Raw genomic sequence first — 26,018 nt, 5'->3', positions numbered from 1 at the left:
ATGCGCATCGAAGGCGCACGTTCACTCAGAGGGTTTCTACCAAGCGTGCTGCGGTTCCGTCCGAGAGGGGGATACGTGTCCAGCGGCACAGGCTCTGGCTGATAGGAACAATGTCAGAGTCATTGTTGCCGGTGGCAAACTCCAGCGCGGGCGGTGCAATGATTTCTCGCCATCCGGTGTCATCCAGCGTCAACTCCATGCGGATGATCTCAGGCGTTGCAAAGCGCCACAAAGAACGCCCCAGCAGTGTACTGATCGGGCTGGTGAATTCAGCTGCGCGAGAGGGGGAGCACGCCAGCAAGCGATGGGTCAGATCACAGATGAGGTGAACAGGCCGCGAGCTTTCCCTGACAAGCCTCGCCAGCGCTTGATCAGCGGCTGCATCAAGCCGCGCGGCCAGCAATTGCTCAAGCTGCTCTTGAGCCAAGGGATTCATGGTCTGCGCGCCACTTTCCCAGCGAGAAAGGGTGGATTGGGTGACCCTGAACAATTGCGCCGCATGGGACTGTTTGACGCGGTGCAGCATACGCCATCTCTTTAGCGCAATGCCGGGTAACGCAGGTTTTGGCAACAGGTCAGGCATTTTGAGCTCCGGGAATGTGGTGGTCTGCTACGCCGGTCCAACTGCTTGTGGGCGGCGGCTTCTGGCCGATAGCTGTCTTCCACCAGCGACAGCTATGAGTCGAAAACGAACACCCGATAGCAACGCGACCTATAGCTATTGGTCGATATCTCTTAGACGTCAATACTGAGTGTCGAAGCTGCGAGCCTCGCCACTTCAAGCCTACTGTCTGGCTCAGCGCCGTCTTCGAGCATCCAGCTTGCCGACAGCCCTGCCCATGCAAGCACCCATTGCAAAAGTCTTCGGCGATCAATATTAGAAGCACCCGCGATGAGCGCTATTCGCCGCGCGAAGCATCCAGGTGCAAGCGCGCTTGCGTCGTCGGGATTGCAGAGAATATTCGCGTAGTCGAAGCCGCGCTCGCCGTATAACCCTTTGGGATCGATGGCGAGCCATCCGGACTGGCCGAAATCGAGCACATTGCCGTGATGAATATCGCCGTGCAGTACCGCGACATCGCGCGGATCAGCCAAAAGCTCGCTTGCAGCCCTTGCACAGTGCTCAAGAATGCCGCCGTGAGTAGCCGCCATGCTCCATAGCGCTTCGAACCATTGCACTAGCGGAACCAACTCCGGGATCGGCTTGGCGCGTGGCACATGTAGGCGGACCGCTACCGCACAGAGGATGCGGGTGGCCTCGTCATCCTGGCCACATTTGACCATTTGCACGAGCGAGGCCGACCCTTGCGCGCGCTCCATCAGCAAAGCCCCACCATCATGGGCCAGCACGGGCGCCGCGCCATCGCCGCCCCACCAAGCCATGAGCTGGTTGCCTGCTTGCTCCTCCGGCTCTTGCGAGATTTTGAGCATGGCTGGCAAGCCGCGTTGACGAACGGGAAGCAGATTCCCGTTCAGAGAGACGAAAGCCTCGCCATCAATGGTTAACTCCCATTGCTTCAAATATTTATCGAACATAGCGATTGTCATAAAAATCGATGTACATCCTCAAGCAGGAAAAATGAAACCCAATGATGTATTCGCCGGGCTCTTCAGCTCGAAAGACCACATACTCTACAGCTCCCTATAGAGCTTCGCACAATGGCTACGGCTTGCTTTCTCCAGCGTGGTATTGATTGAGCGCGCAATCTGCCAACACAACGAAAGGATCTAGTGTGTTGCATCTGCCGGTTGAATCTACAGCCGATTGCTGCCAGCCACGAACAACAGTTTCCGACCGATTGTGTTGAAAAAGTCGACATTGTTATCCTTCACCCTTCTCATGGACGTGTTCTGGGTGCCTGATCATGTTGGCTGGCTTGAACCACCTTACGTTGGCGACTGCCAACCTTCCTCGCAGTATCGAATTTTACGTGGAACTGCTCGGTTTTAGATTGGCTGCTCGCTGGCAAACGGGGGCCTATCTTACCGTTGGCGAACTCTGGCTCTGTTTGTCTCTCGACGAGCAACGTGTTTCGAAAAATCACCCGGATTACACGCACTATGCCTTTACGGTAGGGCAAAGCGATTTTGCAGGAATCACTGCTTCCTTGCGGTTACGGAATGTCATCGAGTGGAAAACCAATTCGAGCGAAGGTGACTCTTTTTACTTCCTGGATCCCGATAAGCACCGACTGGAGTTGCATGTTGGCAGTCTGGCCTCGCGGCTTGATCAATGTCGGCGCCAACCTTACGCAGGTATGGAGTTCTTTGACTAATGAAGGGCTCACCCATGGATATCATTTCAGCGCGCCGATTTTGTAAAAATCACCGCCTCCACATTGAAGCGAGCGATCGATGTGGCTGTTTTTATTGCTTAAGTGTGTTCTCCCCCCCTAGAGATCAAAGAATGGGTCGACTTGGATACCACCGCTTTGTGTCCAAAATGTGGAATTGACTCGGTCATCGGCTCAGCATCCAACGTGCCGGTTGCCCCGGCGTTTCTTTCGAAAATGAACGGCCCGTCTTGAGAGGTGCTGGCACCTGCGAGGCCATAAAGGGAATTCAATGTGGCGCAGTGAGGATTTTTAGTATGAAGATACAGAAAGAAGATTTGGCAAAATGGGAAACAGATGAACCAAATCTAATCATTGACTCCCTGCTGATAAAGAAAAAAATTACTGACGTCGAAAAAGCGTTATTGATTAATTTGCCAGGTGAATACAAAGATTATGTTTGCCTGGTGGCTGATCAGGCATGCGGCCCACTAGATGGCCTAGATAGCTTTACAGCGAGGTACAATGAAAAAAGCAGGGTGACCGTAATGACGGTGCTATCTTCTACAGATAGGGTTGTGACGTCAACAAAGCTGTTGCAGGAATCAATATATGATCACAGATCATTACTGCCTAATGGCTTAATAGCTATTGGTACAAATTATGATGACGATGCTGATGCGTATATCATTTATGACGTAAGGCCTGATTCCCCAACCTATAAAAATGTATTTCATTGGCGGTATTACGCAGACAATTTAGTTGTGGGTGACGGGTTAGGGTTGTTGGCTCTATCTTTAAGAGAGTTTTTGCATAAGGCCGCCTTAGAAAATGAGTTGCAGCCTGAAACTTAATGGCGAGTAACCTGTGCCAGATCCACCTGTTTGTGTGGCGAGCGTTTTGTGAACGCCCTGTACCGCTGCTGGTACAAGGCCCATCAATTGATCAGGTTGTTGCGGCACTGCGTAGCGATTTCGATGTTCAGCAGCCTGGTTAACCTGAACAAAGTCGGGGTTCGTGAGCGGTCACTCCGGGTCGTTAGCAGTCAATCGTGGGCGGACATTTTTACGCTGCCACACCCACCAAATACTTCCCTCAACAACTGTGGCAATACCTCGCCCGCCCGTCCAGGCAGCCAGGTCTCGCGAGCGATACGAACCTCCTTGGCTTGTGGATTGATGTGCAACACGGTGGCACCTGCCTGCCAGGCGATGCAGGGTATTCTTGCGGCCGGTTCGACTACACCGGATGTCCCAACGGCCAGAAGAACATCGCAGTCTTGAGCTGCTGCAAAGGATTGCTTCAACACGGATGCCGGAAGACTTTCACCAAACCACACAACGCCTGGGCGTAATCTGCCACCACAACGGCTGCATCGGGGAGGGTCAAGATACCAACCCGAGGCTGACTCCTCAGGTGGCGGCAACGGAGCGTCACTCGGTCTGGCGCAGGCAAAGCAATGCGGCAGATTCAAATTACCGTGAAGGTGTAAGACTTCGGTAATGCCAGCGCGTTCATGTAGGTCGTCGACATTCTGTGTCACCACTGTAAGTCTAGGGACGTAGGTGGATAACTCAGCGATTGCCCGATGGGCTGCATTGGGCTGGGCGTTGAACACCTGCATTCGCCGCCACTCATACCAACCCCATACCAGCGCCGGGTCTCGTTTGAACGCTTGGCGGGTGGCGAGATCGGCAGGGGAGTAGTTTGCCCACAATCCCGTCAGTGGATCCCGGAAGGTCGGGATCCCGCTTTCGGCAGAGACGCCAGCGCCTGTAAAAACCAGGACATGCCGGGCATCGCGTAACGCATCGCTCAAGCGTTGATCTAGCAACATGGCAGTGACCTCAGTGTTTCCTCTGGACCAACGCCATATAGAGTGCTGATGGCCCCTTTGCGGCATCAATATAATTTGCGGTGGTCATGTCGCAAATTAACGTGGGTTCCGCGACCAACTCCAGTTTTGGCACGCCGGCATACCATTCATCATCATCTTGCAGCTGATGCTGGAAGGCTTCGAGCATAGCTTCGCAGTCCTTGAATTCTCGGTTCACCGAGTAATTCCCGCTCTGGTCATCGTAGAAATGATGGAACGCCAACAGCACAATACCCCATCGATTGGCATGCTCGTTCCAGTCAGTATTCGGGATCACCTTTTGCAGGTCGCGACGGATTTCATAGATTTTCTGGTAGGCATTCTTGTTGTTATGCACAACTTTGAATTCCAATGCATGCGGTGGCTGTTGGCCTCGTTGATCCTCAACCCAGATGTCCACCTTCTTTCTTTCGGCAGCGACTAGCCAGCGGGGAACGTTGAGGCGCTCGTTGAGCGGCTCTCCCAAGTCAAAGCGTTCCCGATGGATGTCCAGCAACGCAGCTGCTTCGAGGCTTAGCCAATGTTCTGGGGCTGCCGTCACTGCCATAGAAGCCAGCATGCGACGTCGCTCCTCATGCTGTAAATGGCGGGTCAGGAAGTCGAAAAAGGAAGGTACGAAGGACATGGAGGCGTCGGCTTTTTAGAGGAGTGTTGTTGGATATGCCATGATAGCCGAATGACACTATGCGCGGGAGAGGATGGATTGAGCAGGATCAGCGAGGTCTTTGACTTTCCGGTCGACTTCAGTGATTTTCGTATCTACACCTTTGCAGATGACGAAGGTTTGCGCATGCATGAAGACTTCCAGTCAATCAGTCCTCATGTCCGGCTAACGTTTCTCGTCAATGCACCTCAGGATGTATCAAGGCAGGTATTTGGGCACTTTTCATATGTCTTCTTCTTGGACGAAGAACCTGTAGAACGTGAGTTTCTGCCGCAAAACTATCAATTGGCCTACGCCGACCAAAACTGTAACCGTACATTCCAGCAATGGGGCGAGACGGTTATCCATTCCTTGTGCGCCTGCTTTCTATGCAATTCCATCCCGGCGTTTGATGCACATGACGTGGCAAGTGTGATGTTGGAAGTACAGCAACACCGTCTGTTTTTCAATATTGTGCCTTTCGACACCTCATTGATGCCGCCGGGTGGGCAGGACAGGTCGATTTTCAATCGTCTGCTGGCCGTCGTTTTCGCTTCTCCCGAGTGGGGAATCTGCCAAGACGGCTTGGACAAATTGGACCGCTGCGGGTATCTCGGGAAGTGGGTGATTGCAGGGGGGGCATTCCATCCTTATGAAGAACGTTCGGTGATGCTGCTGGGCGATTTGACGGGGGGCAACACATCCCGCGCTGCCATTAAAAACGAGTTACTTCCAGGGGAAGCGGAAGCCCTTTATTAGCGGCGCTGTCCTCTTGGTCAGCTTGGCACCTAGACTTTCTCTGCTAACCTCATGGCGTACGGAACACCCGTTCCGTGTGTGAGAGTAGGGATGCTCAAGCATTACAAGCAATCTGTTCCTTACCTGATGCACATGGCCGACTTGGCTTATGACTACATAAGGGAGGGAACAAATGGCCGCTCCAGGTTTCCAGTTGGGAGGACTGAAGGCATGGTGGGTGTGGGCGCTCGCTGTGACTTTCGTGATCTACCTGTTCAGCGTTCAAACCGGTTACTCGATCGTTAACCCGCAAATCCAGAAGAGCGTTTCGCTGTCGGTGACTCAAGTTGCCGCCATCGCTGCGACCTACACCTGGGTGTTCGCGATCAGCCAGTTTTTCGGTGGAGCGCTGCTCGACAGGTTGGGGGCTCATAAGGTGCTACCGGTGTCCATAGCACTCGTGACTATCGGTGTGTTCATCTTTGCCAACGCCTCCTCGTACACCATGCTGATCGTGTCCCAATTCGTCATGGCACTGGGTGCCTGCACTGGATTCGTCGGTGCCGGATACATCGGTGGACAGTGGTTCGGTATGGCCAAGTTCAGCCTCATGTTCGGCCTGGTGCAGTTCTGCGCATCGCTGTCGTCGGCCTTCTCCGTCAACGCATTGCAGTTTGCCCTGAACGAGCTGCCGTGGCGGGAACTGTTCAACTATGTCGGTGTTTTCGGCATCGTTCTTACGCTCCTGGGGTTCATCTACTTGCGTAATCCCACGCCAGTCGAGTCCAGCGAGTCCGACGGGTTTGGACGCTTTGTCTCTTCAGTGCTGGGGGCGTTGCTCGAAGTAGCCAAGGTTCCCCATGTCTGGATCAGCGCGCTGATCTGCTCTGCTCTATTCGGCAGTTTGCTGGCTGCTGGGGTCGTGTGGACGCCCAAGTTGATGCTGACCCTTGGGGCCAGCCTGGAAACGGCTGCTTTGAGCGCCTCGCTCTTGTGGCTGGGCCTGGCGTTAGGGTGCTTGGTGCTGCCGGCGATGTCCGACCGCACGCATCGCCGCAAACCGCTGATTATTGTCGGTTGTTTGGTGCAGCTAGCGTGTGCCGCTGTGCTGCTCTATGTGCCAGGCATTCCTGTCCCTTTGGCCATGGTCATCAACTTCGTCTTCGGCTTCGCTAACTCGGCGCACATGCTGACCTTCAGTTCTGCCGCCGATGTGGTACCGCCCCAGTTGATTGGTACGTCAGCTGCTTTCGTCAACGGACTGGCGTTCATCGCGGGAGGATTCATGATCGCGGCACCAGGGGCTCGTGTCGTGTCTGGCGAGGCAGCAGGTCTGAGCGAGCACAGCCTGGCTCTGGCCGAATATGCCGCTGAGCCGCTGCTGATCGCCCTGGCTGTTGCTCTGATACTGGCAATGATCATGCGTGAAAGCTACCCCCATATCACGACATCCGGCAAGGAAAGCGACCATGTCCAAAGTCAAAGCGCTGCGAGCTGACCTCGTAACATTCTCTGCGGACCCCTTCCTGAAGGAGCCAGCCGAATGTCTGCAGTTCATCCCTGATGCGATCGTCGTCATCAAGGATGGCGTCATCGCCGACCTTGGCCCGTCATCGGAGTTACTCAAGCGGCTACCTGACGGCATCGTGCCCGAGCATTACTCGGACGCGATCATCTCGGCCGGATTCATCGACACTCACGTCCACTACCCGCAGACCGAGATGATAGGTGCCTACGGCGAGCAGCTTTTGGAGTGGCTGAACACCTACACCTTCGTGGCAGAGCAAAACTTCGCCAGCGTTGAACATGCAGAGCGGATTGCGAAGGTCTTCCTGCGCGAGCTGCTCAGAGCTGGGACGACCACCGCAGTGGTCTATTGCACCGTACACCCTCAATCAGTTGATGCGTTCTTCGGTGAATCGAGTCGCTTCAATACGCGGATGATCGCTGGCAAAGTCCTGATGGATCGCAATGCCCCTGAGGCGCTCCTGGACACTGCCCAGCGCGGGTATGACGAAAGCGCTGCGCTGATCCAGCGTTGGCACAACCAGGGGCGCCAGCACTACTGCATTACCCCTCGCTTCGCTCCGACAAGTACTGAAGCCCAGTTGGAAGTGTGCGGAGCCCTCGCCGGCGAGCATCCGGATGCGTTCATACAGACGCACCTGTGCGAGAACAAAGATGAGATCAAGTGGGTGCTGGAACTCTTCCCCGAGCGTAAGAGTTATCTGGATGTGTACGCCCATGCGGGGCTTGTCCGGGATCGGTCGGTGTTCGGACACGGCATCCACCTTACCGAAGCGGATTTCTGCACTTGCCATCAGACGGGTGCGGCACTCGCTCACTGTCCGACATCAAATTTCTTCCTTGGCAGCGGGCTCTTCCGTCTGTTCGATGCGAAGAATCCCAAGCGCCCCGTGCGCGTCGGGTTGGGGACTGACCTGGGAGCCGGAACCAGTTTTAGCCAGCTGCAGAGCCTCAATGAGGCTTACAAAGTTGCCCAGATGAACCAGACCAAGCTCAATGCAATTCAGGCGTACTACCTTGCCACGCGAGGTAGCGCCGAGGCGCTTTGTCTTGAAGACCGTATCGGCACCGTTGCAAAGGGCTATGAGGCTGATCTGGTAATCCTGGACAAGAAAGCCACACCGTTACTCGCCGTCAGAAGTGAATTCTGTAAGGACATTGTGGAGCAGTTGTTCGTGCTCATGATTCTGGGGGATGACCGAGTAATCAAGGCCACTTATGTCGCTGGAGAGAAAGTCTACAGTCGCGAAGGTGCAGCTGGGACTTTCACCTATCCAGAATAAGGGCCGCTATGCACTGGTTTACGCAGGTTGAGGATGTATCTGGTTCGCCCGACTTTACCTGTTCTGCTTTAGAGGTGCTGCTGAGGCGGCATCTGCTTCGGTGAGTTGGCCTTCATGAACGGCCGCTCTTGGCCGATCTCTACCGGTGACGGGCAGCAGTAGCCGACTCACAGCCGTCAGTCAGGCTTGCTGCATGAAGGCCAGGCGTGTTGCAAAACCAATCAGCAGCCCACCAAACAGCCAGCGTTGGATTCGCTGCGCTGTCTGGCTGCGCTCCAGCCAACGGCCGATCCAGGTGCCGGCCAGTGCATAGCTGCTGTCGAACACCAACCCCACGGCAACCAGCACAACGCCGAGCATTGCAAATTGGGTTGTTACTGACGCCGCTTGGGGGTTGATGAACTGAGGCAGCAATACCGAGCAGAACAATAAGGCTTTGGGATTGAGCAGATTCGTCAGCACGCCCCGTTGAATGGCTGTTCGCAAGGATGCTGTTTGCGGCAGCCTGCCAGCGCCGGGGGAAGAGACTAACGCGTCCGCTTTGAACAACTGCGCGCCCATCCACAGCAAATAGCCCGAGCCTGCGATACGCACTACATCGAATGTCCAGGGCGTCACCTTGAACAAGGTTGCCAGCCCCAAGGCGGCCAGTGCCACATGACAGCCTCGGGCAATGGCCAGACCCAATGCAGTTGCCAGTGCCGCTCTTCGCCCCTGACCTGCGCCGATGTGCAGCAACAAAATCATGTCGGGGCCGGGCATCAGGAAAATCATGGCTAAAGCCAGCAAGTACAACCCTGGGTTTTCCATTGTTCGGTACTCCAACTGAGTGAGCGCTGAAGCGAATCTTAAGCTTGAAGGGCAGGGTAGGTGCTTGCGTGTTTGTCCCCATAGCGGCCTAAAATTGGCATTATCTGCCAATTTTTTATAATGGATAGCGCCAACATGCCCAAAACAAAACTCGATGGCTACGATCGCCGTATTCTGGCGGCCCTTCAGCGCGATGGCCGCTTGACCAATGTGCAGTTGGCGGACGAGATTGGTCTGTCAGCTTCACCTTGTTTGCGCCGTGTGCGGCATCTTGAGCAAGTGGGCGTGATTCGGGGCTATCAGGCGAGCCTTGATCCCGATGAAGTCGGATTGGGACTGACAGTATTCGTTGGCATCAAGGTCGAGCGTCATCACGAAAAAGAAGCCGAGCGCTTCCGCGAGGCCGTGTTGGCACTACCGGAAGTAATTTCTGCTTTTCTGGTATCGGGCGAGTCTGATTTTCTACTGCATGTGGTGGTGCCTGACTTGCGCGGCTATGAGCGTTTTCTAACCGGAACCTTGCTCAAACTGCCGGGAGTGAGTGATATTCGCAGTAACTTCGCGATACAAACCGTCAAGGCGCAAAGCCCTTTGCCACTCAATCATTTGCCCAGCTAAGTGGCAGCGGCGGGGCAGCCCGTTTTGCATTCCAAATTGAACTTAAACTTGCCGTAGAAGCGCCACCACGCACGGCAGTTAGCGCAACAACAGGATTAATCCAGATGAGAGCCCCCATTTTCCGGCAAGCAACCCCGTCAGATACGGAACGCTGCTTCCATATCGAAACCCTCGCATATGAGGGTGATGAAGCAGCGACTCGCGAGAAGATCGCGACTCGGATTGCTCAGTATCCAGAGGGCTTTCTGATCATGGAGCTGGATGGGGAAATTGCGGGCTTCATCAACAGTGGCTGTGCCCATGAAGTGGTGATGTCCGACGAAGCGTTCAAAGAGCTGGTGGGCCACGACGCGGCCGCTCCTAATGTGGTCATCATGTCGGTGGTGCTTGACCCTGCCCACCAGGGGCAGGGGCATTCAACCCGACTGATGCGCCGGTTCATCGAGCAGATGCGCGCAATGGGCAAACAAACCATTCACCTGATGTGCAAGGAGCAGCACGTCGACCTGTACAAGCACTTTGGCTATCGCTATGTAAAGCCTTCCCCCTCCGAGCATGGGGGGATGTCGTGGCACGAAATGGTCATGGAGCTGTAGTACCCAATCCCATCAGGCAGGGGCTATCGGCTCGGCTCTTGCGCGCTGGCTGAAGTACGTCTCTGCTGTCCTGCCTTGGCGGTAAGCGTGACCCAGGCAACACCGCCCAGGGTGATCAGCGCCGATATCGCGCCGATCCACGAGATCTCCTCGCTGAGGATCAGTACACCGAGCGCCGCACTGAGCACTGGCACCGAGAGTTGTACGGCGCCTGCGCTGATCGCGGTCATACGAACACGCACCCAGTACCAGATCGCGTAACCGATGGCCGATGCCAGGCTGCCAGACAGCAGTGCATAGACACCCCCCAGCGTGTCGACACTCAGGTGCTCGCGCTGAGCAAACATCAGGATCAACGCAAGGGGAACGGCCCACAGAAAACTGGCTGCCGTGTTGGATATTGGCGAGTCGGAGGATCTTCCCAATAATGAAAAGCCACCCCAGGCGAATCCGGCCACAGCCATCAGCGCAGCCGCTGATAGTGGTGGCGCCGAGGCGGAGGGTGCAAGAAAGGCAGCAATCCCGCCCAATGCAATCAGTACCCCCCAGAAACTTGTTCGCTCTCCAGTGCAGTAGCCATAAGAGATCATCAATAACTGAGCCGAGGCGAACAGCACCAACGCGCCTGCGCCCGTGCTGATATCGCGGTAAGCAAATGAGAACGCCGCTACGTAGGTAAACAGCAAGACCCCGGACCACCAGCCGGTCTGAGTGGGCTTCAGCTTCGCGCCCTGGAGCATCGCAATGACCCACAGGGTCAGGGCACCAGACACCACCCGAATCGCGGTGAACGCGGTCGCGTCAATTGCAGTGGTTTGGAATGCCATGCGAGTCAGCAGTGAGTTGGCTGCAAACGCCAGCATGGCAAAGCTGGTCATGGCGACAACCAGCATCAACCTGTTCCCGGTGCCCTCTACATGAGTACTCTTCTTGGCATCCATTCTTACCCCTCTTTTTATTGTTTATGTCGGCAATGCGTCCAAGTAGCCAATGCGGGTGGTTTGCAGGGTCATGCCTGCACTACTGAGGGCGTCAGGTGGCCGGTTTTGAGGTAAGCGGTGGCGCCCTGTTGACCGGCAACTATATCCAGATTGTGTCCCGCTGGCAGGCGTAGCCAGGTACCGCGCTCATAGGGCTGTTCCCCCACCGTTACGCTACCTTCCAGTACCAGTAGTTCGAAGCCCTGCAGCGGATCATTGAACAGATGTTCGTTCGCTACCAGCCGTTGCAGGCTCACCTGTTCTGAATCGTCGGCGAACAACGGGCACACCTCACGCGAGCCCTGGCGATACCAGTTGGACGGGGCGCGGGTATTGATGCGCACAGGGCGTTGCTCGCTGGCAGGCATCTGCTGCAGCTTGACGAAGATGACAGCGCCCTCGGCGCTGGAGGGCTGGTGGCTGGAGCCAGGTGGATTGCGTAGATACCAACCCGCTGGATAATCCGCTCTCTCGTCAGAGAACGTGCCCGACAGCACCAGGATCTCTTCTCCGCCGGGGTGCAGGTGGCGAGAAAAGCAAGAGCCCGGCGCATAGCGCACGATACTGGTGGCACGCGCGTTCTCTGCACCGACCCGATCCAGCATCACGCGGTCGACGCCAGCCTGGGGCGACGCAACCCACTGGTATTGGTGAGGTGCTACAACAACTGGGCGAGTGAAGTCAGCGTTGATCAACATGCGGATTATCCAAGCCGAAATGTAAGGAATCGGCCTCCACGGTGGTGGCGACCGGTTCTCTTCGTGTTCTCCAATTAACGGTTGAAGTCAGCAGGAGTGCAAAGTTTTTTTGCCAGCCCTTGGCCGCCAGCGTTGGTCTTAGTTGCGACCCGCCATGACCCCGCCGTCAACATCCCAGATGGCACCAGTAACCCGGCGGGCCTGCGCGGGCAGAAGTTATGTCATTTGCCTGCGAGTCGCCGTTTTTACGGCCAAGGCCCGCTTGTGTCTTGAGGAAGGAATAGAATCTGGAGTGAGAGCGGTGAATGGCAAGTTGATAGCTCGAGGTGCGGGTAGACCCGGTGGGAGCGGGCCTTGCCCCGCGATCGGCTGCGCAGCGGCCGTAAACACAGCTGCTTGCAAGGCAACTGACATACCGAAGCGACTGAGTTGCTGCCGCTTCGCGCCAGATCGCAGGGCAAGCCAGCTCCCACCGGGAGCCCTGCAAGACGGTATTTCCCACCGGGCCTACCCGTTCACCATCACCTCGTCCAGTGCCTGCTCGAGGATGCTGACTGTGCGCTCGATATTGTGCAGTTTTTCCAACCCGAACAGGCCGATGCGGAAGGTCTGGAAGTCGGCCGGCTCGTCGCATTGCAACGGCACTCCAGCGGCGATCTGCAGGCCGTGCGCGGCAAATTTCTTGCCGTTCTTGATGTCGGCATCATCGGTGTAACTCACCACTACACCAGGGGCCTGAAAGCCGGCAGCAGCCACGCTTTTGATGCCTTTGCCGGTCAACATTGCCCGCACCCGATCACCCAGCGCCTGTTGTTCGCTGCGCAGTTCGTCGAAGCCGTAGGCTTGCATCTCTTTCATCACGTCGTTGAACCGCGCGAGGGAATCGCTAGGCATGGTTGCATGGTAGGCATGTCCGCCCTGTTCGTAGGCTTGCATGATCTGAAGCCACTTTTTCAGGTCGCAGGCAAAGCTGCTGCTCTGCGTCTGCGCGATACGTTCGAGGGCCAATGCACTGAACATCACCAAGGCGCAGCAAGGGGAGGCGCTCCAGCCTTTTTGCGGTGCGCTGATCAGCAGGTCGACTGCGCACTTGTGCATATCAACCCAAATCGTGCCTGAAGCGATGCAGTCCAGCACGAACAGGCCACCCACTGCATGCACGGCGTCGCCGACGGCCCGCAGGTAGTCCTCGGGCAGGATAATCCCTGATGACGTCTCAACGTGGGGGGCGAAGACAATCTGCGGTTTCTGCGCCTCAATGGCTGCCAGCACTTCGTTCAGAGGAGGAGGTGCGTAGGCAGCCTGGCGACCGGTGTCGACCGGTCGGGCTTTGAGCACTGTGGTGGCCGCCGGGATGTTGCCCATCTCAAGGATCTGACTCCAGCGATAACTGAACCAGCCGTTGCGTATCACCAGGCAGTGCTGGCCGGTGGCAAACTGTCGCGCTACCGCTTCCATGCCGAATGTGCCGCTGCCTGGGACTACCGCAACAGCCTGGGCGTTGTAGACCTGTTTCAGGGTCTTGGAAATGTTGTTCATCACGCCTTGAAATGACTGCGACATGTGGTTGAGCGAGCGGTCGGTGTAAACCACCGAGTACTCGACCAGCCCGTCAGGATCAATACTGGGGTATAGCTTTGACATGGGGTGACTCCTTTGGCAGAGATGTCCGTGGTATCGAGCCGACCGTCGCGTACCCATGTCAGGGCAGTAGCGGCTAACACCGTTTTAGGCTCTGTACGAAAAGCTTTGAAACTCGGTGATGCTGCGTTGAAAACAGCCTCGGAATGCTCATTTACAACCCGTAAACTCCGCTTCCTCGGCTGTTTTCGCCTTGCCTGACCTTCGTCTCAAAACTTTTCATACAGACCCTAGTGAAACTTCACCAAGGCACACAGGGCTCGACCTGTAACGATGGCGTTATTAATCGACCGTTGGAAAGGGTAGAGATAAGCAGCGAATACTCAAGCAGCAACATCCCCCATTCCATTTAGCAAAACCCATTCAGCTTTCTTCTATTGCCAATACACCTCCATGCAATGTGCCGCGGCCATTGGCATGTCGTGAGTCAGTCAATAATCCTAATTCCAATTGCAGCCCATTACCCCTCGCGTAAATCGGGCCAAGCAAATCAAGCAACGGACTACTACGGGTAAATGGAGTGAAACCCTCGGGAATGGCTGTGGCATTCATGATCCCTCCTTGTGTCGGCTATTGACCGGCTTCATTGACCTGAATACTCCAATCCATTCGGAGGTTTATTCGTAATCGCGCGATGGGGCAAGAGCTATACGTATGCGGAATTTGCGTTCATACGCAGCACAACGGCGCAACCGTTGGGCGAGTCTCCAGTCACTTCTTGTGCTAAACCTTTTTGACCAACTCACTGCCAATGACTGCCGGGGGAAGCGAAATGTTGAGCACCAAATCGCTTAGAGCCATCGTATGTGCGCCTGCATTATTCGCTCTGTTCCCATTGTCCGGGGCGCATGCTGAACCGAGGATTGCCCCTGAGCAGGCGCACTCCATTGGCATCGATGCTTACACCTATCTCTATCCATTGTTGTCGATGGACCTCACCCGCAAGCAATTCACCAACATCGAGCCCGGTAAGGAGATCGGCAAAGGCCCGATGAATACATTCGTGAACATGCCCAAGTATCCACCCGCCGACTTCAAGGGGGTGGTGCGCCCTAACTTTGACACGCTCTACTCCGCTGCGTGGCTGGACCTTACCAAGGAAGCCTTGGTGATCTCCACACCGGACACCGAGGGACGCTTCTACCTTTTGCCGATGCTAGACATGTGGACGGATGTCTTTGCCTCCCCTGGCTGGCGGACTACCGGCACCCAGGCGGGCAATTTCCTAGTAACCCCACCCGGATGGAGCGGCACGGTTGCGCAGGGCTTCACCCAACTGCCGGCACCCACACCTTATGTCTGGATCATCGGTCGTACCAAGACCGACGGCGAGGCGGATTACCCGGCGGTACAAAAGATTCAGGCAGGTTATAAAGTGACTCCACTCTCGCAATGGGGCCAGGCAGCAGAGCCGGTCACAGCCCAGATTGACCCGAGTGTGGACATGAAAACACCCCCAAAAACGCAGGTCGACTCCATGTCTGCCGCCCAGTACTTTGCCTATGCCGCCGAATTACTCAAGGTCAATCCCCCCCACAGTACCGACCAACCCATCATCGCGCAGATGAAAAAAATCGGCCTGGAACCCGGCAAGAGTTTTGATATCGACAAGCTCGATCCGGCGCTCAAACAGGCGCTTGAGACGGTACCGGCAGAAGCGCAAGAACTCATGAAATGGAAGGTGGCGTCGCTTGCCAGGGTCGCCAATGGTTGGTCAATGAACACCGATACGATGGGGGTCTACGGCAACTACTACCTCAAGCGTGCCATCGTCGCGCAACAGGGCCTGGGCGCCAACCTCCCAGAGGATGCGATCTATCCGTTGAACCTCACCGATGACACGGGGCAACCGCTCAATGGAGCCAACCAGTACACACTGCACTTCGACAAGGGGGCTACCCCACCGGTCAATGCATTCTGGTCAGTCACCTTGTACGACAGCGAAGGTTTCCAGGTAGGTAACGTGCTCAATCGCTTTGCCGTCAGCAGTTGGATGCCGTTCAAGAGCAACGCTGACGGGTCTCTGGACCTGTACATCCAACATGAGAGCCCTGGTAAAGATAAGGAAACCAATTGGTTACCTGCACCCGAAGGGGCATTCAATCTGACCATGCGACTGTATGGCCCGAAGGCAGATGCACTCACTGGCAAATGGAATCCGCCTCCGGTTAAGCGGATGTAGTTGATAGTTTGTGCGATCGTATCAAGTGCGTACGACCACTCGAAACCTGCAATTACATGTTGCGAAGGACCGCAATGGGTCGGTAGCGAGCCTCTCGCAACCGACCGAAGACCAGCTGATAGGGTATCAATGGCATGGCCTTCAGGCTGCTGCTCGTCAGCTCGCCTATTCGAAACGCCACGTCCTTACGGTCAAAAACAAGCGTTCACGCTTGAATGGCTTCGACCCTGTTGCGCCCGGATGACTTGCCTTTGTAGAGCGCGTAATCGGCCCGCGCAATGGCGTTGCTGAGCACCTCGTCAGCATGGTACTGGGTGATGCCGATAGACAGCGTCACCTGAACTTGCTTGCCGTCGCTGTCAATCTGCAACACTTGAATGGCCTTGCGTAGGCGCTCAGCGATTTCCGCCGCCTGTTCCAGGTCGGTGTCCGGCAATACCCCAAGAAACTCTTCACCGCCCCAGCGCCCCATAAAATCCTGTTCGCGCATTGAGCTTTGCAGGTGCTGGCTCACGGCAATGAGTACCCGATCGCCTGCATCGTGCCCGTATGCATCATTGATCTGCTTGAAGTGATCTATGTCCATCAACATCAAGGTGAGGTTGCTGGGGTGTCTGTGGTGGCGTGCCAGCACCTTTTCGGTCAGGGCAACCATTTGCCTGCGATTGAACAGGCCGGTCAATGAGTCTGTCGTTGCCATTCGCGACAGGCTCGTGTGCGCGCGGCTGACCGTGATGACATAGAACAGCGCAAGGTAGCTGAACATGCAGAACACCACGGTCAGGTTGAAGATGTTCACACCCAGCAGGGCATTAGAGGGGATGGGTTGTAGCGGCTTCACATACCACATGAGTACGTACAGCCCTGCATAGTAGATCCACAGGTGCCCAGCCAGGATCCAGGCAATGCGGGCACGCGTGCTTACGAACAGCGCGGGAATGAACATCAGCAAGTAATAGTGAAAGCCACTGTCCCAGCCGATCAGCAGCGTTCCCAGCCCGGCATGCACCAGCACCTCTGTTTGAATCAACGCAAAGCCAATCCGATTACGCCGATGGATGAACGCACGATAGGCGCCTATATACATGGCCACGCTGATCACGTTCACCCAGGCCAGAATGGGGGAATCAAGCGCAAGAAAAATGAAGAAAAAAGCTATATCAATGCTGCCAGCCAACACGCAGCAACGCATTGCAAGCTGCCAGAACTCGGGACGAGCATCGCGCTTGTACGCGCCTTTTGAGTGCATTGCTTGCATATCCCTTGCTTCCTAGTGAGCCACCTATGAGTTTTTCTTTTTTGGTGGTTACTTATGGCCGGCAGCCAAGGTGTAAGAACAGGCTGACACCCAGTGTGCGGTCCACACGGTACGAAAGGTAGCCCTTAATGTCTACTGGCTAAAGGCCGCCGTGGTCCGTTCCTGACTCCCTGGTCGCGTTTGCCTGGTGGGTTTTCCTTATTATTCTCCGCTGTTCTATGGCCTGTGAAAAAACGTGATAGCGAAGCCGCTTGATTGTCGTTGGGCAAAGCCTAGCCTCGACAACAGTGGATTCGCTTACCCCACCAACGCGGGAGAGCGCTCATGAGCGACCGAAGCAATGTGGTGATTCTGAGTTTTGACCGGGCCTCAGCAGCATTGCGTGATGGCCTTTCGGTCGTTCAGCGCATTGGCGACACCCTGTGGGTGGCCAATGACGAGACCACCAGCCTGGAGCGCCTGACCGTTCAAAGCACGGCGCCCGGCGACGAGGTGATCTGCGATGCGCATCAATCGTTCCCGCTCATGGCCTACCTGGACCTGCCCATACCGGAGGCGGACGACGAGATCGATATCGAGGGCCTGGCCTACGATCAAGACAGCGGCTACCTCTGGGTGGTGGGTTCGCATAGCCTCAAGCGCAAAAAGGCCGACCCCGACAAACCTGCACAGAAGAACATCAAGCGGCTATCAACGATAGAGGCGGACGGTAACCGCTTTCTGTTGGCGCGTGTTCCTGTGGTGCAGCAACACGACCACCATGAGCTGGCCTGGGTGGTGGATGCCGATGGCCGTACGGCGGCGCAGCTGCGTGGCAACGCGCTTGGCAACGACCTGACTGCGGAAATCGCCAAGGATGATCAGCTTCGGGACTTTCTGCGTATCCCGGGTAAAGACAACGGATTCGACATCGAAGGGCTGGCGGTGATCGGCTCGCGGCTGTTGCTGGGCTTGCGCGGGCCGGTGCTGCGCGGGTGGACCGTGCTACTGGAGATCGAACCTGAGCTCGATGGCAACTCAGTGGACACGCTGGTGCTCAAGAAGATCGGGGAAGATGGGCGTCGCTACCGCAAGCACTTCTTCTCGCTCAATGGGCTGGGGGTGCGCGACCTGTGTGTCAGCGGTGATGATCTGTTGATTTTGGCAGGGCCGACCATGGATCTGGATGGGCCGGTGACGGTGTTTCGTTGGCGTGGTGGTTTCGGCGCTGATGAAGCGCTTGTGGTCTTTGCCGAACAGCTGGAGACGGTACTGCAGGTGCCTTTCGGGCAAGGGGATGACCATGCCGAGGGGATGTGCTTGTTTGACCGGGGTGAGGAGGGTGGGGAGGTGTTGTTGATTGTTTATGATGCGGTGGCGCAGGGTCGTAAACGTGGTGAGCGGGGTGTGGAAGGGGATTTGTTCGCCCTGGATTAGTCATGACAAAAATCGTTCTAGGCGCTTCCCGCGTAGATCGAGGGCCTCAAGCGCATCCAGCAGCACTATCTTCCTCTGTCGAACAGGCTAGGCCCGGTGGGAGCGGGCCTTGCCCCGCGATCGGCTGCGCAGCGGCCGTAAAAACAGCTGCTTGCAAGGCAACTGGCATACCAAAGCGACTGAATGGCTGCCGCTTCGCGCCATATCGCAGGGCAAGCCAGCTCCCACCGGGAGCTGGCTTCATGGTCGATGATCACTTCGGACAAAGCCCTGCAAGACAGTTGCCCCCCCCGGATTGCACAGATTCTCAACCTGTGGGGGCGGGATCCATTTAACGATGTTCTGCCTCAGGCGCACCGAAGGCCTTACTGTAGTAACCGGACGGGTCGAAGCAGCAAACGTGCTTCTTGCCGGACGCAAGCATCTCGCAGGCGTTGCCAATTCGTTTCGCGCGCGTCTTCACCTGTTTGGCTGAAGTAATCCAGTGTATCCAGTCTACTCGGGCGATGGTTGTCGTGCTGTCCCAGACCAAACGAGCCTCAGGCATGCCTGCCAGCGCCTCCTGAAAATCTGCTGGGACTTCAGGTTCAGGTTCCTTCTTCACAGGGGACAGCTCTAACGTAACGATATCCCCAACGGCCGCACCTGTGGCTTCGACGAGCGCTGCACTGAGCTGCAGCCAATGGCTCAGCTGGCCATCCGGCTCAAGGGTTGCCTGGAAAGGTTGCCCATTAATTGTGCCTTCAACTGTCGTCCTTCCTCGCCTCGGAAGCCGTTCACTCGCGTCCCTTGGTAATACGACGAACGCCCACGACACATCATTTCCAGGCTTTGCCGGACGAAGAAGCTTTGCTTCGAACCGGGTTTTCACGTCGGGTGTTGTCATTGCAACGCCTCCAGCGATCTACAAAGAGGGTGCCGGTGATTCTGACATCCCTGCAATCACCCAGCCCAGTGAGGCTGGCAGCATCGGCCCGTGCCCCAGGCCATCGAAGCGTTTGAAGGTGACTTGCAGGCCCGGCACGTTCGCCAGGTTCGCACCCAGTTCGCGGGCGGGGCGCTCGGCATCGCCTTGGCTCGGGCCCCGTGGTTGTGAAGGTTCATCACTGCCGCGCATCAACAGCAGGTGTGCATGCTTAGCGCCCAGCCGCTGTTGCAAACCGGCCGCTTCCTGCACGATTGCGCCATCATGCCACCACAGCGAAGGGCTGGCAGCCGCGAAGGTGCTGAACTCATGTGGGCGGGTGAACAGCGCGTGCAGCACCGCCAACCCACCGTAGGAGTGGCCCCAGAGTGTTTGCCGGCTGTTGTCGATACGCGCGACGTTGGCAACCATTGGGCGCATGCGCTGATTCAGCAGGTCGAAGAACTCATCCACGCCTCCGCTGGGTTGCCCGGTCAGCGGGTCGAGCTGTTCGCTTTGTCCAGGTAAGCGTGGGGTGTAGTCATAGGTGCGTGCACTGCGCTCGATGCGCTGGTCGGTTTGATAACCCACGGCAACCAGCAGCGGTGCCTGGCCCTTGGCGAGGGTTTGTAACTGCTCGGGACTCAAGGCGCCGATAGCGGCATTGCCGTCGAGCATCCACAGCACCGGGTAGCCTGCAGCGGGGGCGGGGCGGTCAGGGCGGCCAACCCACAGCTGATAGTGACGCTTGCCGTCGGCAGAGTCCAAATTCAGGGTCGTGAAGAAATATGCCAGCTCTTGATGCTGCAACAGGCTGGTGTCCATCTTCTGCTCGCGCACCGGCTGCGCCAGGGTAAGGCCGGGAGTCGCTAAGCTCAGTGCCAATGCCAACAGTAAGGAGGGCTTGTTCATGCGGCGTTCTCGTTGTGGCTTCTTGCCAAGGCACCGCCTGATTAAGGCAGGCGGCGCTTCAACAGTTCAACAGCTTAGAAGGAAGCCGTCAGGCTGGTGTAAAACGTGCGACCAGGTTCGTTGTAGGTGGCCGCGCCAGCCCCTTCGATTCCGTTCACACCTTGAGCGTTACCGGCCCGGAACAAGCGTTTGTCGAACAGATTGTCCATCCCGGTGGTCAGGCTCAGGTTCTTGGTAATAGCGTAGGTACCGCTGATGCCCACCAGCGCATAGGGCGAAAGCTGGTCGTTGGCACTGCCGGTTACCCGATCTCCATGATAGTCGTACTTTTTCGGTGTCTGTTTGCCATACCACGCAACGCTCAGTTGCAGCGACAGATCTTCATTGGCCTGCCAGTCGAGCATCGAGTTGAGGGTGTAGTCCGGCGTTACCGACAGGGTCTCGCCCGTGGTCTTGTTCTTCGATTGCAGAATGTACGTCAGGTTGTTGCTCCAGGTCAGTTGCGCGCTCAGCGGTATGGTCAAGGTGCCTTCCAGCCCCTCTACCAGTGCCTTGGGAATGTTCTCCCACTGATAGATTGCCGCGTTGGCGTTGCTACCTGTGCCACCACTGGCACTGCCGACCGGGCTCAGGCCTGAGTCAATCTTGTTCTTGTAGTCGTTACGGAAGTACGTCAGCCCGGCGACCCAGCCATTGTGCTTGAACTCGATCCCCAGCTCTTTGTTGACGCTGGTTTCGGCATCGAGGTTTGCGTTGCCCTGCAGGTAGCAACTGGTGGTCTGGCCGTAGCAGCCCTGGCCACGGCTGTAGAGCAGGTAATCGGGGTTGAGCTGGTACAGGTTCGGTGCTTTGTAGGCGCGCGCGATACCGGCCTTGAGGGTAAGGGTGTCGGTCAGCGCATGCGACAGGTTGAGCGATGGGCTCCAGTTGTCGCCAACGATGCTGTGATGGTCGAAGCGCAGGCCCGGAGTGAGCATGGTGCCGGGCATCAGCTCGATGTTGTCTTCGGCAAATAACGAGACGATCTGTGCCTGCGAAGTGGTATCGCGGCCGCTGCTGGCCAGGCCATCGACGGCGCCGCCTTCGCTGGTCGACTGGGTGTTGGCGCTCGGGTCATCGAGCTTTTGCTGGCTCCACTCGGCGCCCAGTGTCAGGGTCTGGTCGCGCCAGGCGTGCATCGGCAGGTTCAGCTCGCCATGCGCAGTGAGGTCGCGCAGGGTCGAGGTGTAGAAGTCAGTGCTGTTGAAGATGCCTTCAGTACCGCCGGCCAAGCCTTCATTGATGCGCGAATTGCGGGTTTTCTCGTATTGCAGGTAGGCCATGGAGCTGCCGAAGTCCCAGTCACCGTTGTGGGTGAGGGCGTAGCTCTCGCGGTACATGCGGTTGGTTTCCTTGCCCAGCATGTTTTTTACGTTGGCATTGGAGTTGGTGTTCTGTGTATCCCCGGTATAGATATTGCCCTGGCGGCTAAAGCCCGCTTCAAGAGCCAGGCTTTGCTCCGGGCTCAGGCGCCAGGTCAGTTGGCCATTGAGGTCTTTGTTGCGCACGCCTTCGCGCCCCGCCGGGAGGGTGCCGGCCTGGTTGCCGGTGCGCGCCGACTCGTGGCCCTGGTTGATGTCCCAGTCATCGGCGTCGGTCGTGGCCACGTTGCCGTACACGCGGTAGCTGAGGGTGTCGGTGAGCGGGCCGTTGAGGCCGAAGTCCATGCGTTTGGTTGCGCCTTCGTCGCCGTGCTGAGGGAAGTTCTGGTAAACCGTCACGTTACCGTGGGTTCCGCTCGTGGCCTGTTTGGTGATGATGTTCACCACCCCGCCCATGGCCCCGGAGCCGTAGCGTGCGGCGGCTGGGCCGCGGATCACTTCGATGCGCTCAACCTGGTCGGCCGGCACCCAGTTGGTATCGCCGCGCGAATCGCGCTCACCACGCCAGCCGTAGCGCACCGAGCTGTGGCTGCTGACGGGCTTGCCGTCGACCAGAATCAGGGTGTTCTCCGGGCCCATGCCACGAATGTCGATTTGCCGGTTGTTGCCGCGCTGGCCGCTGGTGGAGTTGCCGGTCAGGTTGACCCCGGGCATGGTGCGGATGATCTGCGACAGGTCATTGGCCGGTGGGCGCTTCTTGATGTCTTCCGCGGTGATCACCGAGACGCCAGGAGCCTGTTTGGTCTCTTCCAAGGCTGTGGCCACCACGTTCTGGCTTTCCAGCTCGACGGGTTGTGACGCGGTGGTGGCAGCCTGCACAGCATTGGCCAGCAGGCAGCTGGTCAACAGCAGGAAAGGGGCGAGGGGCAGCGGACGGGGCGACATCTTCGATCTCCGGAACATCGAGCGGAAGGTAAGAGGTCGCAGATGATAAATAATCCTATTTGAGAGTAAAGCTCATTAACTTTCTAAACATTTGTCGCCCGCCGGCAACACGATATGCAGGCACAAACCCGGCTGAGCATTGCTGGCCCACAGGCGGCCGCCTTGCAGTTCGATGCCGCGCCGGGCGATAGCCAGGCCCAGGCCGAAACCCGCACCGCTGTCGGCCAGGCGCTGATAGGGCGCGAAAATACGCTCCAGATCGGCCTCGGGCACGCCTGGGCCCTGGTCGCGCAGACGCAGGTGCCAGTGATCGCCTTCGCGCCAACCGTCGAGGCTGATCACGCCGCTGGGCGGTGAATGACGGATGGCGTTGCGTAACAGGTTTTCCATGGCTTGAGCCAGGCTGTTCAGGTGAGCCTGCACCAGGCAGTCGGTGCCCAGCGTGCAGGGCAGGCGATTGTGTGCCCAGCCACTTTCAAAACAAGCGTCTTCGCACAGCGCTTCCCAGACTGACAGCACCAGCACCGGTTCTGTGGGCAATTGCGGGTGTCCGGTGTCCATCCAGGCCAAATCGAGGGTGTCGACCAGCAGCTTTTGCATGTCGTCCACTTCACGGCCCAAGCGTTCACGCAGTTGCTCGGGCGGCAGGTTGCTGTCGTGGGCGATGCGCAGCCGCGCCAGCGGTGTACGCAGTTCGTGAGACAAGGTACGCAGCAGCAAACGTTGCTGCTCAAGGCTCTGACGCAAACGCCTGGCCATGTGTTCGAACGCCTGAGCCAGCTCGCCCAACTCGTCGCGCCGTTCTTGCAAGGGCAGGCCCGGGCTATCGAGATCGTCGGCGCGCAGGGCATCGGCGCGGGTGCGCAAGCGGTTCAGCGGTACCACCAACTGACGGTAAAGGGCCAGGCCCAACAACAAGGCGAGCAGCGTAGGCGCCACACCATGCGTGATGATATGGGTCCAGGGCGTCAGGCCGGTGGGCAGCAGACGTTCAGGCAACTGGATGACCAGGCGGCCATCGGCAGGCCGCTCGGGAAACTCGATACTGACGTACGGCAACTCGTCTTGCAGGCGTCGGCTCATCGGCCAATCGAGCTTGCGCATGAAGGTCAAACGCCCGGCTTCTTCGGCGCTCAGCGCGGTGCTGCCAAGGCTCTCCAGACGCGGGCCGATCACCGCTACCCAGGTATCTTCGGCGCTTTGCAGTTGAAGGCGATAGGCCTCGACACCGGCAGCGCCACCGTTGTGCCAAGCCGCTTCGGCTTGCTGGGCATAGCGCGCCAGGTACTGCTGATCTGCCGGGCTGAGGAAGTAAGTGCTGCGCTCGACCGACAAGCCCCAGGTCCAGATCAACCACGTCAGCAGCAGACAAAAGCCAACCTGCAGCAGCGCCAGCTTCCACAGCAGAGGATGACGGCGCATCAGAGCAATTGTGCGTCGACCAGGATGTAACCCTGGCCACGCACCGCCTGGATCTGCAAGTGCTGCGCGCCGATATCGGCCAGCTTGCGACGCAGATTGCACACATGCACGTCCAGGCCACGATCCAGGCTGGTAAAGGCGCGGTGCAGCACCGTCTGATAGAGAAAGGCCTTGCTCAAGGCTTCGCCTGGGTGGGCGCGCAAGGTGGCAAACAAACGGTACTCGGAACCGGTAAGGCCGGCGCTACGGCCTTGATGCACAACATCCTGAGCGTTTTGGTCCAGGGTCAACGCGTCGCTGGTGCTGGCCTGGGCATGACGTTTGTCCAGGGCTACACGGCGCAACAGCGCATCGACCCGCGCATCGAGTTCGGCGAGGCTGAACGGTTTGGGCAGGTAGTCATCGGCACCTCGGGTGAAACCACTGATACGGTCCTGCTCGGCGCCCAATGCCGACATCAACATCACCGGCACACTTTGATGGCGGCGCAGTTCGTCCAACAGGCACAGGCCGTCGACGCCCGGCAGCATGATATCCAGCAGCAGCAAATCAAAACCACCCCGATGCACCGCGCTCAAGGCCTGCGTGCCGGTCTCGCAGGCGGTGACGGTAAAGCCCCGGGCCTGGAAGTGCCGTTCCAGGTCTTGGCGCAGGTGCGGATCGTCTTCAGCAAGGAGCAACGTGGGCGACACAGGAAGGCCTTTGATGAGAATTTGTTGCAAATACGAATCATCCCATTGCAGGCGGGTTGGTGGCAATGAGGGGCTTGGCAATTTTCGGCCAGGATGAACGGTTGAGTGACTGTTACTTCGTGGTTTCGCAGCTAGCAACACCTGCCGAGATGGGCCGCATCGGCGAGGTTAGTGGGTTATGAGTGCTGGCGCCGGTAGCGCAAAGGTGTTTCGCCATGCCAGCGTCGGAAGGCACGTGTAAAGCTACTCGCGCTGCCAAGTCCGATCCGGTTGGCCACTTGCTCCAGGCTCAATGATGGGTCGGCCAAGAGCACCAGGGCTTGTGCCGCTCGGGCCTGGTCGAGCAGTTGCGGGAAACTCACACCTTGCCGGGTAAGGTTGGTGCGCAATAACACCGGGCTAATGGACAGCGTTCGGGCGAGGCCTTCAAGGCTTGGATCGCTGGTCAACATTTCGGTCAGGCGAGCGCACAGCGCACGGGTGGGCAGTGGCAGGCCGAGGTGTACCAGTTGCTGGAGGATCGGTTGTTCCAGTTCCGCCAACAGGGCGGGATTAGCACCGGGTAATGGCAGGTCCCAGGCTTGGGCCTTGAACACCAGGGCACAGGGACGATCAAAAGTAACCGGCACGCCATAGGCTAGCCAGGGCGCCGGATCGTGAGGCTGTTTGCGTGGTAGTTCCAGACGCCGCAGCAATTGGGCGGCGGGCATTCCCGTCTGGCGTTCGAACAGTCGGATGTGCATACCGTAGAAGAAGCAATCGAGCGCCGCGTCGGTGGGCCGCAGGGCGCCATTTTGCAAGACCGCCAGGCGAAAGTCGCCGTCGGGGTCGGTAGTCAATATCGGCGTCGCCACCGTGGTAAGTACCCGGATGTTGTGTACATGGCGTTCCAGGGCCTGGCCGAAGGTGGCGCCTGCGCAGAATGCCAGGTCAACGCCGTAGAACTGCGCCGGCTGGTAAAAGCGCGCGGCACGCAGGCCAAAGGCTTCATCACCGGTCAGTTCCACGCAGCGCAGCCAGAGCGGCCTGAGCACGGTCAGGGGCAGACGTTTTTCGCTGTCTTGCATTACCGCAGGGTCGATGCCAACGCTGTGTAATACCGGTAGAGGATCGATGGCGTAGACGCCTTTGAGGGTGGCGGCGATGCAACTCACCACCGTTGCCAAAGTGGTCGGCGTCGGAGGGGGGAGCGGGTCGGTGGGGCTCATGGTGCGGTCAGGGCGAATGGAACACGGGGCAAGCA

At 57.6% G+C, this 26,018-nt stretch carries 24 protein-coding genes and 1 pseudogene; 9 read left to right on the top strand and 16 right to left on the bottom strand.

Annotated elements, in window-relative coordinates:
- Nucleotides 1-25 precede the first annotated feature (25 nt).
- Together E1573_RS14455 and E1573_RS14450 are read right to left on the bottom strand one after the other, a co-directional pair.
- Nucleotides 26-583, bottom strand: a complete 558-nt coding sequence (locus tag E1573_RS14455; protein ID WP_133214791.1) for a DNA-binding transcriptional regulator — start codon at nt 581-583, stop codon at nt 26-28.
- 152 nt (nt 584-735) lie between these two features.
- Nucleotides 736-1,536 carry an aminoglycoside phosphotransferase family protein gene (locus tag E1573_RS14450; protein ID WP_133214789.1) on the bottom strand — a complete coding sequence of 267 codons (801 nt, stop codon included), beginning with the start codon at nt 1,534-1,536 and terminating at the stop codon, nt 736-738.
- A 329-nt stretch (nt 1,537-1,865) separates the two neighbouring features.
- Here E1573_RS14450 and fos point away from each other — a divergent pair, with 329 nt between their 5' ends.
- Both fos and E1573_RS14435 read left to right on the top strand, forming a co-directional pair.
- A complete protein-coding gene (gene fos, locus E1573_RS14445) occupies nt 1,866-2,276 on the top strand; it encodes a fosfomycin resistance glutathione transferase (RefSeq protein ID WP_133214787.1) in 411 nt (136 codons plus the stop codon).
- Nucleotides 2,277-2,590: 314 nt separating this feature from the next.
- Nucleotides 2,591-3,127 (top strand): SMI1/KNR4 family protein, encoded by a 537-nt coding sequence (locus E1573_RS14435; RefSeq protein ID WP_133214785.1) that lies wholly within the window; start codon nt 2,591-2,593, stop codon nt 3,125-3,127.
- A gap of 191 nt (nt 3,128-3,318) precedes the next feature.
- Here the strand turns inward: E1573_RS14435 and E1573_RS14430 are convergent, their stop codons facing one another.
- Both E1573_RS14430 and E1573_RS14425 read right to left on the bottom strand, forming a co-directional pair.
- Nucleotides 3,319-4,107 (bottom strand): NAD-dependent deacetylase, encoded by a 789-nt coding sequence (locus E1573_RS14430; protein ID WP_371925168.1) that lies wholly within the window; start codon nt 4,105-4,107, stop codon nt 3,319-3,321.
- A 13-nt stretch (nt 4,108-4,120) separates the two neighbouring features.
- Entirely contained in the window at nt 4,121-4,774 is a 654-nt protein-coding gene (locus tag E1573_RS14425; RefSeq protein WP_133214781.1) for a hypothetical protein, read from the bottom strand.
- Nucleotides 4,775-4,852: 78 nt separating this feature from the next.
- On the opposite strand from E1573_RS14425, the gene E1573_RS14420 reads away from it, so the two are divergent.
- The 3 genes from E1573_RS14420 to guaD all read left to right on the top strand — a co-directional run bounded on the left by E1573_RS14420 (nt 4,853) and on the right by guaD (nt 8,340).
- The gene (locus tag E1573_RS14420) at nt 4,853-5,551 is read left to right on the top strand and encodes a hypothetical protein (RefSeq protein ID WP_133214779.1); all 699 of its coding nucleotides are present in this window, start codon (nt 4,853-4,855) and stop codon (nt 5,549-5,551) included.
- Between the two features lie 172 nt (nt 5,552-5,723).
- Nucleotides 5,724-7,028 carry a nitrate/nitrite transporter gene (locus tag E1573_RS14415; protein ID WP_133214777.1) on the top strand — a complete coding sequence of 435 codons (1,305 nt, stop codon included), beginning with the start codon at nt 5,724-5,726 and terminating at the stop codon, nt 7,026-7,028.
- Nucleotides 7,000-8,340: a guanine deaminase gene (gene guaD, locus E1573_RS14410; protein ID WP_133214775.1), complete on the top strand. Its 1,341-nt coding sequence runs from the start codon at nt 7,000-7,002 to the stop codon at nt 8,338-8,340. The genes E1573_RS14415 and guaD overlap by 29 nt, the downstream gene beginning before the upstream one ends.
- Nucleotides 8,341-8,520: 180 nt before the next feature.
- Here guaD and E1573_RS14405 read toward each other — a convergent pair whose 3' ends face one another.
- Complete coding sequence (locus E1573_RS14405) at nt 8,521-9,150, bottom strand: LysE family translocator (RefSeq protein WP_133214772.1); 630 nt, start codon at nt 9,148-9,150, stop codon at nt 8,521-8,523.
- 135 nt (nt 9,151-9,285) lie between these two features.
- On the opposite strand from E1573_RS14405, the gene E1573_RS14400 reads away from it, so the two are divergent.
- Both E1573_RS14400 and E1573_RS14395 read left to right on the top strand, forming a co-directional pair.
- Nucleotides 9,286-9,768: an Lrp/AsnC family transcriptional regulator gene (locus tag E1573_RS14400; protein WP_133215078.1), complete on the top strand. Its 483-nt coding sequence runs from the start codon at nt 9,286-9,288 to the stop codon at nt 9,766-9,768.
- Between the two features lie 104 nt (nt 9,769-9,872).
- Complete coding sequence (locus E1573_RS14395) at nt 9,873-10,364, top strand: GNAT family N-acetyltransferase (RefSeq protein ID WP_133214770.1); 492 nt, start codon at nt 9,873-9,875, stop codon at nt 10,362-10,364.
- Nucleotides 10,365-10,387: 23 nt separating this feature from the next.
- Here E1573_RS14395 and E1573_RS14390 read toward each other — a convergent pair whose 3' ends face one another.
- The 4 genes and pseudogenes from E1573_RS14390 to E1573_RS14375 form a co-directional block, all read right to left on the bottom strand.
- Nucleotides 10,388-11,257, bottom strand: coding sequence for a DMT family transporter (locus E1573_RS14390; protein WP_133214768.1), 870 nt, complete (start codon nt 11,255-11,257; stop codon nt 10,388-10,390).
- Between the two features lie 116 nt (nt 11,258-11,373).
- Nucleotides 11,374-12,042: a cupin domain-containing protein gene (locus E1573_RS14385; protein ID WP_133214766.1), complete on the bottom strand. Its 669-nt coding sequence runs from the start codon at nt 12,040-12,042 to the stop codon at nt 11,374-11,376.
- A gap of 507 nt (nt 12,043-12,549) precedes the next feature.
- The gene (locus E1573_RS14380; RefSeq protein WP_133214764.1) at nt 12,550-13,686 is read right to left on the bottom strand and encodes an aminotransferase class V-fold PLP-dependent enzyme; all 1,137 of its coding nucleotides are present in this window, start codon (nt 13,684-13,686) and stop codon (nt 12,550-12,552) included.
- A gap of 375 nt (nt 13,687-14,061) precedes the next feature.
- Nucleotides 14,062-14,235, bottom strand: a pseudogene (locus tag E1573_RS14375) (PaaI family thioesterase); the annotation flags it as partial.
- A 220-nt stretch (nt 14,236-14,455) separates the two neighbouring features.
- On the opposite strand from E1573_RS14375, the gene E1573_RS14370 reads away from it, so the two are divergent.
- The gene (locus tag E1573_RS14370; protein ID WP_133214762.1) at nt 14,456-15,865 is read left to right on the top strand and encodes a DUF1254 domain-containing protein; all 1,410 of its coding nucleotides are present in this window, start codon (nt 14,456-14,458) and stop codon (nt 15,863-15,865) included.
- 205 nt (nt 15,866-16,070) lie between these two features.
- Here the strand turns inward: E1573_RS14370 and E1573_RS14365 are convergent, their stop codons facing one another.
- The gene (locus E1573_RS14365) at nt 16,071-17,123 is read right to left on the bottom strand and encodes a GGDEF domain-containing protein (RefSeq protein ID WP_133214760.1); all 1,053 of its coding nucleotides are present in this window, start codon (nt 17,121-17,123) and stop codon (nt 16,071-16,073) included.
- 324 nt (nt 17,124-17,447) lie between these two features.
- Between E1573_RS14365 and E1573_RS14360 the strand changes: the two genes are divergently transcribed.
- Nucleotides 17,448-18,539, top strand: a complete 1,092-nt coding sequence (locus E1573_RS14360; RefSeq protein ID WP_133214758.1) for a DUF3616 domain-containing protein — start codon at nt 17,448-17,450, stop codon at nt 18,537-18,539.
- A gap of 331 nt (nt 18,540-18,870) precedes the next feature.
- Here E1573_RS14360 and E1573_RS14355 read toward each other — a convergent pair whose 3' ends face one another.
- The 6 genes from E1573_RS14355 to E1573_RS14330 form a co-directional block, all read right to left on the bottom strand.
- The gene (locus E1573_RS14355; RefSeq protein ID WP_133214756.1) at nt 18,871-19,425 is read right to left on the bottom strand and encodes a YdeI/OmpD-associated family protein; all 555 of its coding nucleotides are present in this window, start codon (nt 19,423-19,425) and stop codon (nt 18,871-18,873) included.
- An 18-nt stretch (nt 19,426-19,443) separates the two neighbouring features.
- The gene (locus E1573_RS14350) at nt 19,444-20,355 is read right to left on the bottom strand and encodes an alpha/beta hydrolase (RefSeq protein WP_133214754.1); all 912 of its coding nucleotides are present in this window, start codon (nt 20,353-20,355) and stop codon (nt 19,444-19,446) included.
- A 74-nt stretch (nt 20,356-20,429) separates the two neighbouring features.
- A complete protein-coding gene (locus tag E1573_RS14345; RefSeq protein ID WP_133214752.1) occupies nt 20,430-22,661 on the bottom strand; it encodes a TonB-dependent siderophore receptor in 2,232 nt (743 codons plus the stop codon).
- A 75-nt stretch (nt 22,662-22,736) separates the two neighbouring features.
- Nucleotides 22,737-24,083, bottom strand: a complete 1,347-nt coding sequence (locus tag E1573_RS14340; protein WP_133214750.1) for a sensor histidine kinase — start codon at nt 24,081-24,083, stop codon at nt 22,737-22,739.
- Nucleotides 24,083-24,775, bottom strand: coding sequence for a response regulator transcription factor (locus E1573_RS14335; protein ID WP_133214748.1), 693 nt, complete (start codon nt 24,773-24,775; stop codon nt 24,083-24,085). Before E1573_RS14335 ends, E1573_RS14340 begins: the two co-directional genes overlap by 1 nt.
- A 176-nt stretch (nt 24,776-24,951) precedes the next feature.
- On the bottom strand, nt 24,952-25,983 hold the full coding sequence (locus E1573_RS14330; RefSeq protein WP_177494581.1) for an AraC family transcriptional regulator: 1,032 nt from the start codon (nt 25,981-25,983) through the stop codon (nt 24,952-24,954).
- Nucleotides 25,984-26,018 lie beyond the last annotated feature (35 nt).

The sequence above is a fragment of the Pseudomonas sp. H9 genome, assembly GCF_004353925.1.
Taxonomy (GTDB): domain Bacteria; phylum Pseudomonadota; class Gammaproteobacteria; order Pseudomonadales; family Pseudomonadaceae; genus Aquipseudomonas.
Note: the sequence above shows the minus strand (reverse complement) of the source record. Positions and strands in the feature narration are given on the sequence as shown.

Coding starts and splice junctions, on each gene's coding strand:
- E1573_RS14380 (WP_133214764.1), bottom strand. CDS start 13,686: ATGTCAAAGCTATACCCCAGTATTGATCCTGACGGGCTGGTCGAGTAC.
- E1573_RS14370 (WP_133214762.1), top strand. CDS start 14,456: ATGTTGAGCACCAAATCGCTTAGAGCCATCGTATGTGCGCCTGCATTA.
- E1573_RS14365 (WP_133214760.1), bottom strand. CDS start 17,123: ATGCAAGCAATGCACTCAAAAGGCGCGTACAAGCGCGATGCTCGTCCC.
- E1573_RS14330 (WP_177494581.1), bottom strand. CDS start 25,983: ATGAGCCCCACCGACCCGCTCCCCCCTCCGACGCCGACCACTTTGGCA.
- fos (WP_133214787.1), top strand. CDS start 1,866: ATGTTGGCTGGCTTGAACCACCTTACGTTGGCGACTGCCAACCTTCCT.
- E1573_RS14415 (WP_133214777.1), top strand. CDS start 5,724: ATGGCCGCTCCAGGTTTCCAGTTGGGAGGACTGAAGGCATGGTGGGTG.
- E1573_RS14340 (WP_133214750.1), bottom strand. CDS start 24,083: ATGCGCCGTCATCCTCTGCTGTGGAAGCTGGCGCTGCTGCAGGTTGGC.
- E1573_RS14350 (WP_133214754.1), bottom strand. CDS start 20,355: ATGAACAAGCCCTCCTTACTGTTGGCATTGGCACTGAGCTTAGCGACT.
- E1573_RS14455 (WP_133214791.1), bottom strand. CDS start 583: ATGCCTGACCTGTTGCCAAAACCTGCGTTACCCGGCATTGCGCTAAAG.
- E1573_RS14385 (WP_133214766.1), bottom strand. CDS start 12,042: ATGTTGATCAACGCTGACTTCACTCGCCCAGTTGTTGTAGCACCTCAC.
- E1573_RS14435 (WP_133214785.1), top strand. CDS start 2,591: ATGAAGATACAGAAAGAAGATTTGGCAAAATGGGAAACAGATGAACCA.
- E1573_RS14360 (WP_133214758.1), top strand. CDS start 17,448: ATGAGCGACCGAAGCAATGTGGTGATTCTGAGTTTTGACCGGGCCTCA.
- guaD (WP_133214775.1), top strand. CDS start 7,000: ATGTCCAAAGTCAAAGCGCTGCGAGCTGACCTCGTAACATTCTCTGCG.
- E1573_RS14395 (WP_133214770.1), top strand. CDS start 9,873: ATGAGAGCCCCCATTTTCCGGCAAGCAACCCCGTCAGATACGGAACGC.
- E1573_RS14390 (WP_133214768.1), bottom strand. CDS start 11,257: ATGCTGGTTGTCGCCATGACCAGCTTTGCCATGCTGGCGTTTGCAGCC.
- E1573_RS14450 (WP_133214789.1), bottom strand. CDS start 1,536: ATGTTCGATAAATATTTGAAGCAATGGGAGTTAACCATTGATGGCGAG.
- E1573_RS14345 (WP_133214752.1), bottom strand. CDS start 22,661: ATGTCGCCCCGTCCGCTGCCCCTCGCCCCTTTCCTGCTGTTGACCAGC.
- E1573_RS14400 (WP_133215078.1), top strand. CDS start 9,286: ATGCCCAAAACAAAACTCGATGGCTACGATCGCCGTATTCTGGCGGCC.
- E1573_RS14355 (WP_133214756.1), bottom strand. CDS start 19,425: ATGACAACACCCGACGTGAAAACCCGGTTCGAAGCAAAGCTTCTTCGT.
- E1573_RS14425 (WP_133214781.1), bottom strand. CDS start 4,774: ATGTCCTTCGTACCTTCCTTTTTCGACTTCCTGACCCGCCATTTACAG.
- E1573_RS14405 (WP_133214772.1), bottom strand. CDS start 9,150: ATGGAAAACCCAGGGTTGTACTTGCTGGCTTTAGCCATGATTTTCCTG.